This window comes from Catenulispora rubra, from assembly GCF_015356825.1.
GTDB classification, from domain to species: Bacteria; Actinomycetota; Actinomycetes; order Streptomycetales; family Catenulisporaceae; genus Catenulispora; species Catenulispora rubra.
Genome location: NZ_JAACYW010000308.1, coordinates 1 through 13315, shown reverse-complemented (window position 1 = coordinate 13315; position 13315 = coordinate 1). Strand labels below are relative to the sequence as shown.

General features: G+C 70.9%; 11 protein-coding genes. 4 read left to right on the top strand and 7 right to left on the bottom strand.

The features are described 5' to 3' along the window. On the bottom strand, positions 1-416 hold a 416-nt coding region (locus tag GWK61_RS61720; RefSeq protein ID WP_194918991.1), incomplete at its 3' end, for a hypothetical protein. 91 nt (positions 417-507) lie between these two features. Between GWK61_RS61720 and GWK61_RS45665 the strand changes: the two genes are divergently transcribed. From GWK61_RS45665 to GWK61_RS45655, 3 genes are all read left to right on the top strand, one after another. Then, a complete protein-coding gene (locus GWK61_RS45665) occupies positions 508-1746 on the top strand; it encodes an NsdA family TPR-like regulatory protein (RefSeq protein WP_194918988.1) in 1239 nt (412 codons plus the stop codon). 98 nt (positions 1747-1844) lie between these two features. Continuing rightward, complete coding sequence (locus GWK61_RS45660) at positions 1845-2444, top strand: NUDIX domain-containing protein (protein WP_194918986.1); 600 nt, start codon at positions 1845-1847, stop codon at positions 2442-2444. Between the two features lie 84 nt (positions 2445-2528). Next, the gene (locus tag GWK61_RS45655) at positions 2529-3365 is read left to right on the top strand and encodes a GNAT family N-acetyltransferase (protein WP_194918984.1); all 837 of its coding nucleotides are present in this window, start codon (positions 2529-2531) and stop codon (positions 3363-3365) included. A gap of 7 nt (positions 3366-3372) precedes the next feature. Here GWK61_RS45655 and GWK61_RS45650 read toward each other — a convergent pair whose 3' ends face one another. The 4 genes from GWK61_RS45650 to GWK61_RS45635 form a co-directional block, all read right to left on the bottom strand. After that, a complete protein-coding gene (locus GWK61_RS45650) occupies positions 3373-4314 on the bottom strand; it encodes a toll/interleukin-1 receptor domain-containing protein (protein ID WP_194918981.1) in 942 nt (313 codons plus the stop codon). A 16-nt stretch (positions 4315-4330) separates the two neighbouring features. Continuing rightward, positions 4331-6928, bottom strand: a complete 2598-nt coding sequence (locus GWK61_RS60185; protein ID WP_194918979.1) for a CHAT domain-containing protein — start codon at positions 6926-6928, stop codon at positions 4331-4333. A 58-nt stretch (positions 6929-6986) separates the two neighbouring features. Further along, positions 6987-10394: an acyl carrier protein gene (locus tag GWK61_RS45640; protein ID WP_194918975.1), complete on the bottom strand. Its 3408-nt coding sequence runs from the start codon at positions 10392-10394 to the stop codon at positions 6987-6989. 97 nt (positions 10395-10491) lie between these two features. Next, complete coding sequence (locus GWK61_RS45635) at positions 10492-11274, bottom strand: hypothetical protein (protein WP_194918974.1); 783 nt, start codon at positions 11272-11274, stop codon at positions 10492-10494. On the opposite strand from GWK61_RS45635, the gene GWK61_RS45630 reads away from it, so the two are divergent. Next, positions 11273-11458, top strand: coding sequence for a hypothetical protein (locus GWK61_RS45630; RefSeq protein ID WP_194918972.1), 186 nt, complete (start codon positions 11273-11275; stop codon positions 11456-11458). The two genes, GWK61_RS45635 and GWK61_RS45630, sit on opposite strands and share 2 nt — an antisense overlap. Before the next feature lie 220 nt (positions 11459-11678). Here GWK61_RS45630 and GWK61_RS45625 read toward each other — a convergent pair whose 3' ends face one another. Together GWK61_RS45625 and GWK61_RS45620 are read right to left on the bottom strand one after the other, a co-directional pair. Further along, a complete protein-coding gene (locus GWK61_RS45625; protein WP_194918969.1) occupies positions 11679-12467 on the bottom strand; it encodes a response regulator in 789 nt (262 codons plus the stop codon). A gap of 105 nt (positions 12468-12572) precedes the next feature. Then, positions 12573-13315: RICIN domain-containing protein (locus GWK61_RS45620; RefSeq protein ID WP_228564035.1), on the bottom strand; the 743-nt coding region annotated here is incomplete at its 5' end.

The window sequence follows — 13315 nt, the reverse complement described above, 5'->3', positions numbered from 1 at the left end:
TCAGATGTGTATAAGAGACAGACACCCCACCCGGCGCCCCGCCGGATCCGCCGCGCCAACGCCGCCGCCGTCACCGCCGTCGCCCCGGCCCCCGGATCCAACAACACCGTCAGCGCCACCGTCGCCGGACGCACCCGCCGGTACACGTCATCGACGCTGATCGTGCCGACCCGGATACCGATCAGCACCAGATCGCGCAGATGCCCGAAGGCGTCCAACCCTGGACGCCGCACGCGCGCCAGGTCATGCTCGTAGTCTGCGATGGTCGGCCGGGCCCGCAAAGTCGGCGGCGGATCGAGATGGGCCCGCTCCAAGAGCTCCGGCGCCACCTCGCTGACGGCGAACCGGAGGTCTTCGTCGACTTGCCGCAATGCGTGCCGGTATTCCGCCTCCAGCGCCTCGATATCGTCAGCCACGGGACCTCCGTCGGATACGTACAACACGCAACCTGGCAACAAAGCAGTCTCAGACCTCTTTTACAAGCCCAACGCTGGCTATGGTGGAATCGTGTCCGAGTTCGGGATCGAGATGCGCCGCCTGCGCATGCGCCGCGAGAAGTCGCTGGCCGCGCTGGCTGAAAGCGTGCACTACGACAAGGGCTACCTGAGCAAGATCGAGACGGGGCGGCTCCCGGCCAACCGGCGGCTGGCCACCCTGATCGATGTGGAGCTGGGCGCCGACGGAGACCTGGTCGCGTTGGTGCCCGAAGAACCGCGGCGTCGGGGCGGATCCGGCGCCGCGGCCGGTCCGGACGGGGAGCCGGACTGGGGACGCGAGCTGGTCGCCTTCGGCGACGCGCTGTCCGTGCCGCTCGCGCTGCGTCCCTCGGTGGCCCGCGCCGAGGCCGACGAGCTGCGGCTGCTGGCGCACTACCGCGAGGAGTTCGACCGGCACCGCAAGCTCAGCCAGCAGCTGCCGCCGGAGCTGGTGCTGCGCCGGCTGATCGTCGATTTCAACACCCTGATGGAGTTGGAGCAGACCTCGCAGACGGCCGCGCCCCAGCTGTGCCTGCTGGCGGCCCGCTACGCCGAGTTCATCGGCTGGATGTGCCAGGAGGCCGGACGCCTGGACCACGCGCTGGCCTGGACCCGCCGCACCGCGGACCTGGCGACCCGCGCCGAGGCCGAGGACCTGGCCGTGTACACGCTGGTCCGGGAGGCGGAGCTGGCGCTGTACGACGGGGATCCGACGACGGCCATGGAGCTGGCCGGCCGGGTGCTGGAGGACCCGCGGGCCCGGGCCCGCAGCCGCGGCCTGGCCGCACACCGCCAGGCGCAGGCGTTCGCGGTACGCGGCGACCACGCACGCTGCATCAGCTCCCTGGACCACGCCCGCGACCTGCTGCATCCCGAACGCGTCGCGCAGGACGAGCCGGTCGTCGGCTCCGTCACCGTCGGCGGGCTGGACAACGCGATAGCCGGCTGGTGCCACTACGACCTGGGACGTCCGCAGCGGGCCAGCGAGTTCCTGGCCGACGCCCTGGAGCGGACGCCGACCGAGGCACACCGCTCCCGCGCGTTGTTCGGAGCCAGGCTGGCCCTCGCCTACGAAGCCGCGGGCGAACTGGACGAGATGCAGGTCGTGACGCTCCAAGTGTTGGAGGACGTCGGGTTGGTCCGCTCCGCGGGCGCCAACGCCGAACTGCGCGGCCTGTCCCGGGCGTTGATGCGCCACCACAACGTCCGTGCCTTGCGAGAGTTGCGAAACAGCCTCGACGAAGCGCTCGTCGACACCCGACGCGCCTGATGAACACTGACAGCGCGGGCGCGAGCGGAACCGGCGCCGCCGAGGAACGACCCGAACGACCCGAACGATTCGCAGGACCCGCACAAGCCACGGAAGCCGTGGCCACCACCGAAACCGCCGAGGCTGCCGAAACTGCCGAATCGGCCGAATCCACCGACTGGCGCCGCCTGGACAGCGTCGTCGTCCTGGCCACGCCCTGGTTCGACGTCCGCCAGGACGCCGTGATCCGCCCCGACGGCGCCGCCGACGTCTACCACCATGTGGCCACCCCCGGCTCGGTGACCGTCCTGCCGGTCGCGGACGACGGCCGGGTCCTGTTGACCCGCCAATGGATCTACACGCACGGCGGCGTCCAGTGGCGCCTGCCCGCCGGGACCATCGAGCCCTACGACGAGCACCCGGTCGCGGCCGCCCGCCGCGAACTGGCCGAGGAGACCGGCCTGCGCGCCACCCGCTGGTCCGCGATCGGCGCGGTCAACGGCGCCGACAGCCTCACCAACCACGTCGACCACGTCTTCGCCGCCCAGGGACTGACGCAGGGCGAGGCCGCGCGCGAGGGCGGCGAGGCCGACATGGCGCTGTGCTGGCTGACCTACGAACAAGCCCTGGAACTGGTGTGGTCCGGCCAGATCCGGCACGCGGGCAGCGCCTACGCGCTGTTATCGTTCGGACACCTCAGCGAGCGTTTATCGGCTTGAACGCCGCAGCGTGGCCCCCGTAACCTGCCCCCGGTCGCCAGACCACGCGACAGCCAGACCGCAGCACCGAAACCGGGGACCGAATTGACAGTAGTCACCCGCCTCGGCGACATCGCCGACGCGAATCCGCTGGGCCCACGCACCCCCTTCATCGCCGTTACCGACGGCGTCCAGGTCGCCGAGGGTGACCTCATGGCGAAGTCCTGGATGGGGGACGAGACCGGCCGTCTGGTCAACCTCCGCTGGCGGCCCGGCCACCGGGACGCAGCACGGCTCGTGCTGGAGGCGGCGATCGCCGCAGCCCGCCCCGGTGAGGTGCTGAACGCCTCGACCAACGTGGCCGTCCACCGCGCCCCGGCCGAGCGCGTCGCGCTGCTGGAGTCCTGCGGCTTCGAGCTGTGGCAGGAGAAGGACGGGTTCTGGTGGGCCGACGAGGGCCAGGACCTGCCGCTGCCCGACGGCGTCACCGTGCGGCGCCTGGCAGAGGTCGGCACCGACCGGTTCACCCAGCTGATCGCTGCGTGCTCAACCGAGACGCTGGACCGCGTCGACACCGACGCGACGGTCGCGATGGGTCCGGCGAACTGGGCCAAGGCGTTCCTGGACAGCACGACCGAATCGACCTGGCTGCTGGCCGAGGACATCGCGAGCGGCCAGGCCGTGGGCTTCGTCTCGGTCGGCGAGTTCGACCCGGGCGTGGGAACCATCACGTACATCGGCGTCGCACCCGCGCATCGCGGCCGAGGTCATGTCGACGCATTGCTCAAGCTGGCCAATCGCACGGCGCGGGATCTCGGCTTCCACGCCATGCTCTCGGACACCGACACCCTGAACGTCCCGATGCAGCAGGCCTTCCGCCGCAACGGCCACAGCTCGGAGGCGACCGAATGGCACAAGTGGCTGCATCGGCGGACGGTCTGAGGGCTACTCAGTCCTCATCAGGATCCTGATCGGCGTCCGGATCCTCCGCGAGCAGATGCTCGATCGCCTTCTGACACAGATCCCTGATCATCTCCGGCGGGATCGCGTAGTCACGGGTCGGCAGGAACGACACCGGATCCGCCAGCGCGCCGTCCGGGCCGAACGGCTCCACGACGACCTCGATGTCCACGACGTCGCCCTCGGCGAGCGCCAGCGGGACGTCGGAGCCGGAGCCGGAGCCGGCGTCGGAGTCAGAGTCGGAGTCCGCCGCGAGCGCTTCGCCGCCGAGCCGGTACCGGTAGCTGAAGCGGACGCCCACCGCGCCACCGTACTCCGACGCCTCGGTCGGCAGCGCCAGCTGCTCGGCGAGCGCGGCGACCAGCTCTCGTACCGTGGCGCCGGCGTGGATCCGCACCTCGTGCGAGACGTTCAGCGACTGGTTGCGTGCGTAGACGTGCAGCAGCGCCTCATCGGCCGACGCGGGTTCGGCCACCGGCGCCGGCGCGGGCAGCACCTTCGTCCCGACCGCGCGGTCGCGCGTCCACACCGCCGCCAGCTGGTCCGCGGCCACCGCGCGCCGTCCGCCGAACGCGTCCAGGTACCGGCGGGGCGCCAGCACCGGCGGCAGCTCGCTGTCGTCCAGGCGCACGATGAACACGAACGGCCGCGCGCGCCGCTGCTCCAGCACCATCGCCGCGGAGATCTCGCTGTTCACCCAGTACCGGTCGCGTGCCGCCGCGGACCACACCAGCACATAAAAGTCCGACCGCTCCAGCGCGCCGTTGATGCTCATCACCACATCGTCGCCGGGCAGGATGTCCATGATGTCCAGGAACGGATCGATCCCCCGCTCCAGCAGGTCCTGATGGAACTTCAGCACCTCGGTGCGGTCGGCCGTCGCGTAGGAGATGAAGACGGCGGGACCACGCCCCTCACGATGATGCGGCATGTTTTCTCATTCGGTCTCAGGGTGTGCGGAACAGGCGGCGGAAGAGCAGCGCCGGCCGACAAGCCGACGCACGCAATATAGGCGCCCTGACCTGATGCCCCGAATCCCCGTACAAAGTCCAGCAGGCCCACCACGCCGGATGCTCCGGCTCCGGAACCTCCGCGGCCGGAGCCACCCGCCCGGCCCGGACGTCGAGCTGCGCGCGTTGCAGCGCCACGTCGCGGGGCAGATATCGCAGGTAGTCCTCGAACCGGTCCAGCAGTGCGGTGGTGACTGAGACCTCTGCGATCCACCGCGCGGCCACCACCGAGGCGGCGCCGGCGTGCAGTCCGGCCCGCACGAAACCGGTCCGCTCATCACGTCCCACGCGTTGAGCCATCCCCGATTCGCACGCCCCGAGCATCAGCGTCCCGCAGGACCTGAGATCCGCCTGCTGGAACCGCCCCGGGTGGATCCGGCCGTCCCGATCGTTCTTCTTGCCGGCGAACTGGAGCCAGGTCTGGGAAGCGTCCTTCGCGTCGGACTGGCCGTGGCCGAGGATGCGCACGCGCCGGTAGTGGACCCGCCGGAGCTCCCGTTCGAAATCCTCGGGTGTGGCCTCGAACGCGTTGACCAGCAACGCCCGACCGCCGCGGTTCCCGACAGACCTCTGACGCAGCAACGGACGCGCGGACAGGCACGGCAGGTCCGACACCGCGAACCGGGAAACGATGGGAACTGATATCGAATCGGCCTTGATCGGCAACGCGGCCAACGGAATCTCGGACAGCACCCCGCCGGCGATCACCACCAACCGTTTGACCCGTCGCGGTACCAATCCCAGCACCGTCTCGACACCGATCGCGGCTCCGAGCCGCTCAATGAGCTGAGACACCTGCGCACGCCCCGCAGCCTGGGCCAGCCGGTACTCGTTGCATTCCTTGCGCAGCGCCTTGACCAGCTTCTCCAACTCGCCCCGGTCCGCCGGGAGATCGACGTGATGCACCAGGCCGCGTCCGACGATGCCGTGGTGCACCCGGTCCGGCCGGGCGTGCATGATCCAGATCGCCTCGTCCCGCGCCGTCGCGGCGGCGATCCCCCGCAGCCACTCCCACGCGGCGGCCCCGTCGCCGGCCGGCGGCAGCCGTCGCAGCGCGCTCTCCGCGTCCGGAGCGATCCGCCCGAGGATCGCCGCGCCGCGCGCCGACTCCATCGCCACGATCGCCGACGCGACGCCGGTCACCGCCGCCGCGTCGCCCGGCCCCGCCACCGCGAGCTCGGCGGCGACCCGGACCCGCTCGTCGTGCTCGGTGGGGATGTCCTCCAGCAGCGTCGCCCGCACCTCGTCGCTGACCTGCCGGGCGACCAGGTCCTCCTCCAGCGCGTGCGCCCGGGCCCAGCGGTCCGAGGCCTGATCGGGCTCCTTGCGCAGCTCGAACGCCTCGCCGAGCAGTCGCAGAGCCCGGATACGCACCTCAAGGAGCTGATCCGCGACCGCGTATTCGCAGGCCGCGCCGAGATCCCACACCGCCTCGTCGAGGTCCGACCCCGCCTTCCGGCGCTTGAACACCGCGATCGAGACCTCCCCGGACGCCACGTGCCAGTGCGCCCGATCCCGGTCGGAGACGGCCAGCGCGCGGACCGCGTTCAGCTCGGTCCGGGCCCGCTCAGCCTGTCCCGCGTCGAGCAGCCGGAAGCAGTTCAACAGGACCCTGATGAAACGTACGGCCGGCGGTTCGGTCCCCTCCACCGAACCGCCGGCCCTCACCAGGGTCTGCAATGTCTGTGGCAGTTCGGCACTGAGCGCCTTCAGCGCCTTGCCGCGACGCAGCGCCACCAGCAGGCCGACCAGCTCCTCAAGCACCGGCAGCCGCAGCGCGTCGTCGAGGTGGTCGGCGGCCAGCAGCGCCACCACGACCTGCAAGGCCTCCTCATAGCGGTGCTGGTTCTTCAGGGCCAGCGCGTGAGCCAGGGCGCGCGGTGCCGACATCGGCTCGGCCTCTGCGTCCTCGGCGAGGATCTCTGAAGTGGCCTGATCGGAGCCGCCGCGCGCCCGGATCAGCCGCAGATCGCGGTCGATGACCGCCACGGCGTCTGAGTCGCCGATGGACTGGAACGCACCGCGCGCCTCGATCAGAAACCGGTCGGCCGTGACGCGGTCCCCCACGGCAGCTGCAGCCAGCCCTTCCACCCGCCGCAGTCGGGCATGGTCGGCGAGGTCGAGTTCGGCGCCCGGATCGTCGTCGAGCGCCTTGCGGATCTCGGCCGCGTCGGTGGCCGCGCTCGCGTGCCGGCCGGACTCGGAGCGCACCTGGGCACGCTCGATCAGCAGCGGCAGACGGTGTGTCAGGGCCCGGACTTGCGGAAGGTAGCGGTCGCACCGGTAGGCCGCGGTGGTCAACGCGCCGATCGCCCGGACGACGCCGACGTGCTCGGCCGCGAGCAGCGCCCACAGCCCCGCGTCGTCGGCCGGGACCAGCTCCAGGACCCGGCCGTACGCGGCGTCCACTTGCTCCACCAGGCTGGCGGCGGCACCTACGGTCGCGCTGGCGTCCGCCTGCCGCGCAACCGCGCGTGCCTCCTCCAAGGCTTCGGCAAGCGGCTCCCCGGCGTCGAGGAAGTACCTCTCGCTCACGATCGACCAGTCCGATCAGCCGGATCAGCCAGCTCAGCCGGATCAGTCCCGGTCCGGATCAGCACACCGGCTGCCCCGTGCTGACCGTGGTGACGAGCAGAAGCGTGCCGACGCCCACCGGCGATCCGGACGGCACCCCCGCCGAGGCCGGCGGCGTTGACGGCGTTGACGGCATCGACGGCGCGCCGCCACCGGGCCCGGTCGTCACCGGCGTCCCCGCGAACGGCGGGCACGCCGACTGTCCGACGGCGTCGATGAGCCCCGCGGTACTCACCGCCCACCAGGCCGCGCCCTCGAAGTCCCGGATGTCCGGCTGGGCCGTGGTGCTTTCGGCTCGCGGGTCGTGGCCGGCCGTCACCGGCACCACGGTCACCTCGGTCTTGGGCGACAACGGCTCCGGCACGATCGGACCGGCCGCCAGGTGCAGTGCGGTGCGCAGGCCCGGGCTGAAGTACACGGCGTCCACGCCCGGCATCCGCAGCACGCTGCCCAGGAACATCGTGACCGGCGTGCCGACGGGTGTCAGGGGACTGGCATCCTCCTGCTCGATCTCGTCCGGGATCCCGGCGTGCTGCTTCAGGACGTCGAAGACCGCGGTGCCGTCCATCTCCGGCCCGAGCGCGCGCAGCACGCGGCCGCCGATCAGGCTGTCCATCGGCGCGAGCGTCACCGAGCCGTCGTGGGCGACCAGCGCGACGCCGTCGCCGCCGTCGGGGCCGAGCGCGGCGGCCTGGAGCCTGCCGTCCTTGTCCCGCTCCGCGGCCTCGATCAGTTTCTTGATCTTCGGGAAGTCACTAAGCAACGCGGCACCTTCCACCGAACCGTCCACTCCCAGCACCGGATCGGTCGCGAAGACCTCGACCCCGGCACCGGTCTCGAAGAGCGTAGCGGTCTGGCCGGTCAGGGTCCTGATGGTGATGGCGGGATCGAATCGGTCTGGCTGGCCCGTGAAGGCGGCCACGGCGGGGTTTCCGTCCGAGGGCGGCAGAACATTGAGATACCCCTCACCACCGGGCGGCGGTCCGGGGCCGGCGGTGAAGCTCCCGGACATGAACGACGCGCCGCCCTTGACCTGGTCCGGTCCGCCGATCCGGATGGTCAGGGAGTCCCCGACGGCGGGCACCGTGGCGGCGACGGCGAGCCACGGCTGTCCGGAGCCGCCGATCCGGTCCTTGAACGTCCCGTCGGCGTTCTTCATCTCGTACAGGACACCGTCCGACGCAGCCGGGACCGAACCGGAGACGCCACGGGACAGTTTGGCCTGGACCGAGGACAGCGCCTGCCGCAGCCGGTCCACCGCGCCGGAGCGCCACTGGACCGTGACGATGTTCGCCGTGTCCGTGGTGTCCAGCGAACCGAAATCCTTGCCCTGATACGTCAGATTCTCGTCCACGCTGTGCCCAGTGGCGTCGACGCTGTAGGTCAGTTCGCGGTTCGCGTCGGACGTGCGCCAGACCTTCAGGTCTCCCATCGGGATGACTTTCCGGCCGGTCGCCTTGATGTCCACGGTCGCCGTGCCGCCGTTCGTGGACAGCGTCCGGTCGACGCGCTCGGAGACCTTCCCCGAGTCGTCGATCGACACCTTGCTGATCTCGCCGGTGCCGGAGGTGTCGTCGTAGGTCGACTTCGCATCGAACAGCCCGGCCCGGGTGACCGAGGTCGGCAGGTCCGGCCGGTAGTTCTGGCCGTTGGTGCGGTCGTAGAGGTCGCTGAGCGACACCCCGCCCTCGATCTCGACGAACCCGCAGTCCTGGTAGTCCCGGCTGGGGTTGACGATCAGCGCCTCCTCCTGACTTTGATGACGGCTCAGCGCCGAGGGCGGCGTCACGAAGTCGATCGGGGCGCGTTCCTTGAGCTCGTTGTGGGCGGCGTACCAGTCCTTGAACGAGACCGGCGCAGGGCTCTGCGACTCGGTCGGCAGCAGCGCCGTGCCCTGGTGCGTCAGCCACTCCAGCGCGCCGCTCCAGCGCATGATCTGGTCCAGGCGCTGGTACTGCTGCTCGTAGTCCTCGATGTCCTGCTGGTGCACGTCCCACCACTGCAGGGCCCGGCCGAAGGCATAGCTCGGCTCGACCTCGGTGCCGTTCGGGCCGTCGTCGCGGACGAACAGCCGGGCCGCCTCGGCGCCGACGTCGATGTGGTCGGACGTGGAGGCGAACGCGCCGTCGTTGCGGCCGAACCACAATCGGCCGGACTCGCTCGTCGGATCGTTCGGACCGGCGCACTCGCTCCACGGCGTCACCGCCGCGGGGTCCGGCAGGAAGCCGCCGACGGCCTTGGTGGGCACGCCCTGGCCGACGCCGGCGACCCAGTTCTTGGTCACGTAGTCGACGTAGGCCAGGGAGTCGCCGACCGCGGTGCCGGCCAGGCCGCCGTCGTAGCGGGCCTGGCTCATCGTGGTCTGGCCGGCGAGCGCCGCGTCCAGCGCCCACAGCTGCGCGCGGTCGGTGGGCAGGCCGAGCGCGGCCATCGCCGCGTCCTGGTCGGCGCTGGGGTAGTAGAGCTCGTTGTCGACCTGGGTCTTGACCTCGGCGGCGGAGGAGAAGGGCGAGCCGGCCCAGTTGTTGGCCAGCAGGCGCGCGGCGATGTCAGAGCTCACCGACGGGGCCATCGCCTTGACGTCGGCGACGCTGCGCGCCGACAGCGGGTCCAGCGAGAAGCCGGGCGCCAGGCCGTTGCCCGAGGCGTGCGCCTGGTAGCCGTTCTGCAGGACGCTCACGTCGTCCACGGTCATCGGGACCGAGGGAACGCCGGGCCACGACCATCCGTAGGCCCAGACCTGGCCGTTCTGGACCGACAGTTCGGACAGCGACTGGGTCTTGGACAGGAACGACGACAGATCGTCGGTGGTGGTGATCTCCATGCCCACGAAGCCGTGCGCGGTGCGGACCTGATCGGGGGTGCTCACCGGATCGGCGACGACGTCGACGGTCTGCGCGTTCTGGTCGATCACGTAGTGGTGGATCTGGACCAGCTCGGGGTCGGCGCCGTGGTCGGTGCGGTACTGGTCCAGCAGCAGGCCGACGGTGCGGTTCTCGTGCGGATCGCCTTGCGGGACCAGCAGATGCAGCACGCCGCTGGTGTCCGCGATCTCCCGGCCCGGGCCGACCTGCTGGTCGGCGAGGTCGGTGAAGCCCTGGTCGCGGACCGGCAGGGTGTCGTAGGAGGCGTCGCGGACGGCGGCGGTGCTCATCCCCAGGTGCGCGGCCAACGCGGTCCGGATCCAGTCGCGGACCTGGTCGGCGGTGTCGGCGGGGTTGAGGCCGGCCAGCCGGGAGGCCGCGGCGGAGTAGGAGACGAGGAAGTCGGTCCGGGGCCCGACGGTCTGCGACTGCGCGGCCTTCGCCCCGTCGTCGGGCCAGCTCCACACCCCGACCCCGGCAGCGGCGGCCAGGACGACGGCCACCGCCGCACCGGCCAGGCGGCGCCGGTCGGTGATGACGCCTCGCAGTGTCCAAGAAGCCATGTCGTCCCACCGTTTCTGCCGGTCTGGTAGGTCGGGTCGGTCTGGTAGGTCCTGAGTCAGTGCTCGTCGACGTCCGCCGCTGCGAACCAGTCCACGGTCACGGGTTCGGCGCGTCGCCGGCGTTCAGCGTGGACGACGACAGGTTGCCGTTGACCTGCGGGGTCAGCGTCAGCGACCAGTCGGAGTCGGTGAAGTCCCAGGTCTTGTCGGTCTTGGTGAACGAGCACTGCCGCGTGAACTTCTGCGCCGCGCTGTCAAAGTCGGTCCCGGAGGAGACGTAGATGTCGAAGGCCGCGCCGGGGATGCCGCTCAGCGTCGTGCTGGCGCCGGCCCGCACGTAGACCGAGGCGACCGGGGTCTTCGTGCCGGTCTTGGTCAGCGTGACGATGGCGTCGGTGCCGGAGTTGTTGATGGTCAGCGAGCCCGGGCCGTCGGAGTGCCGGAGCACGTCGCCGTTGGGCAGCTGCCTGGTCTTGTCGGCGATCGGCGCCGGCAGGAAGGCCGCGACGTCCTTGCCGTAGGAGGCGTCGATCGCGGACAGCGCGGTCGCGGCGGACCGTATGGCCTTGGCACCGTCCGAGCGCGTGAACTCGGCCAGGGCCGAAGCCGAGGTGCACACCCCCGACCCGACGTCGCCGGCGGTGGAGGTCGCCGAGGACGACAGGCTGCTCAGGGCCTGCGACAGCTGCGTCGTCGGCGCCGACAACGCGTCCGGCGGGTCGCTGGGCAGCCCGTTCGACAGGCTCTGCGCGTCCGAGGACAGCTTGCTCAGCGCACTCTTCACAGCATCCTGCGACTCGGCGCTGACCACCGCCTGGAAGTCCGGTGCCAGCTGCGAGTTCACCGAGGACAGGCTCTGGCCGTACGCCGCGGAGCTCATGGTCGTGGGACTGGCCGACGTGGTGGTCGTGGTGGTGGTGATCCCGCCGGAATCCGAGCCGGTGGAAGTGTCGGACGACGAGCCCGTGTACTGGTTGGCGGAGGAACCGCTGCTCCCGCCCCCGCACGCCGCCAACGACGCGGCCAGAAGAACACCGGCCAGAGCGCAAGCGCCCCGGGTGTGAGATCGCGATATCAGACTATTGACCATTTCCCGTACCCCATCCCCATCGCGCGGGGCCCGAAAACGGCTCCCCGCTGGTCCCCGGATGCCCGTGTTGAGGAACACCAATATTCTGATGCCCCGCACTGACAGGTCGAGGGGTTATCAACGGGGTTGCGTGTTGCGACTCGGGCAGATCGGGACGGGATCGCGGATCGGGGTCAACCAGGGCTATACCCGGGCTATACCTGAGCCTGCGGCTGCCCCGCGACCACCAGACCGGACTCGTAGGCGAGCACCACGGCCTGAGCGCGGCTCGACAGGTTCAGCTTGGCCATCGCGCGGTTCAGGTGCGTCTTCACCGTGCCCTCGCTGACCACCAGCCGCTCGGCGATCTCGCCGTTGGACAGGCCGGTGGCCACCAGGCGCAGGACGTCGGTCTCGCGCGTGGTGAGCGCGGCCAGGGCGGCGCGCTCGGCCGACGAGGGGCCGTCCGGGCGCCGCGACCGGGGCACCAGGCCCGCCGTCGGCCAGACCGCGGCGCCGCCGGGCACCGCGCCCGCGCCGGGTCCCGGACCGGCCGGGGCCACATCCTGGAGGCCCGAGGCCGTGACGTAGGCCTGCACCAGGCGGCGGGTGACCGCCGAGGAGAACAGGGTGTCGCCGTCCGCGACCGCCTTCAGGGCCGCGAGCAGGCGTTCGGGCGGTGTGTCCTTCAACACGAAGCCGTCGGCGCCGGCGCGCAGCGCCTCATATACGTACTCGTCCATGTCGAAGGTGGTCAGGATCAGGATGCGCGGCAGGTTCTCACGGCCGGAGCCCAGGATCGCGCGGGTCGCGGCGATCCCGTCCAGGTCCGGCATCCGGATGTCCATCAGCACCACGTCGGGCTCGGTGAGCGCGGCCATCGTGACCGCCTCGGCACCGTTGCACGCCTCACCGACCACCTCGTAGCCGGGGGCGGCCCGCAGTATGGCCGCCATCCCGGCCCGGATCAGCACCTGATCGTCGACGATCAGAACCTTGACCATACCGTCCCGCCGCCTTCTGTTCCCACCGGCGACCGTCGCCGCACTCGCTGTACCCCGACGTTACCGGACTACGCATACTCAGTTGTTAACAAATGGCTGAAGTTCTCAGACGTTCCCGTCCTCGGACCACAGCTGGTTCGGGCTGCCGTTGCACGCCGCCTCCACCACCGAACCGCCCGAGGCCTGCAGGCACAGCATGTCGGCGCCGTTCTGCAGCTCCGTGGCGCCGCCGGAACCGCCGGTCTTCGACCACACCTGCGACAGGTCCCCTGTGCAGGACTTCACGCTGAGCCCGCCGGGCCCACCCGACAAGCAGTCGTTGCTGTCGCCGTTGACCAACTGCTCCTGTCCGGTGACGGCACCGAGCCCGAGGAGCCCCGACGCCTTGGACTGCCAGCCCTGCGTCTTGCTGTCGGCGCAGGCCTGGAGCCCCGGGCCCCCGGCCAGGCAGCTCCCGCTGCCCGAGTTCTGCAACCGATGGTAGCTCGACGAGAGCAGTGGTCCGGTCGACGAGCTCGGCGCCGACGGCGGCGGCACCGCCGCGCTGGAGGAGGCCGCGGTGGTGGTGACCGTGTGAGTCGGTTCCGCGGACGTGGACGTGTGGTGCGTCGCCGACGGCGAACTGCTGGAGCTGGAATGCGTCGGGGTGGCGCTCGGCGTGCTCTGCGCGGCCGAGGACGCGCCGCCCGATGCGGAACTGGACACTCCCGGCGTCTGCCCGGCCGCGGTGGTGTCCTTGTTCTTCGAGGCAGAGCCCTGCGACGTCACCAGCGCCCACGCGCCGACGACGACCAGGGCGACGGCTGCGACCGCCGCCAACGGCTTGCCCACGCCGAGCTTGTCACGGT

What these genes read in the sequence shown, in the direction of transcription:
- GWK61_RS45630 (WP_194918972.1), top strand. Translation starts at nt 11,273, where the DNA reads ATGGTCGTGGGACTGGCCGACGTGGTGGTCGTGGTGGTGGTGATCCCG.
- GWK61_RS45635 (WP_194918974.1), bottom strand. Translation starts at nt 11,274, where the DNA reads ATGAGCTCCGCGGCGTACGGCCAGAGCCTGTCCTCGGTGAACTCGCAG.
- GWK61_RS45640 (WP_194918975.1), bottom strand. Translation starts at nt 10,394, where the DNA reads ATGGCTTCTTGGACACTGCGAGGCGTCATCACCGACCGGCGCCGCCTG.
- GWK61_RS45625 (WP_194918969.1), bottom strand. Translation starts at nt 12,467, where the DNA reads ATGGTCAAGGTTCTGATCGTCGACGATCAGGTGCTGATCCGGGCCGGG.
- GWK61_RS45650 (WP_194918981.1), bottom strand. Translation starts at nt 4,314, where the DNA reads ATGCCGCATCATCGTGAGGGGCGTGGTCCCGCCGTCTTCATCTCCTAC.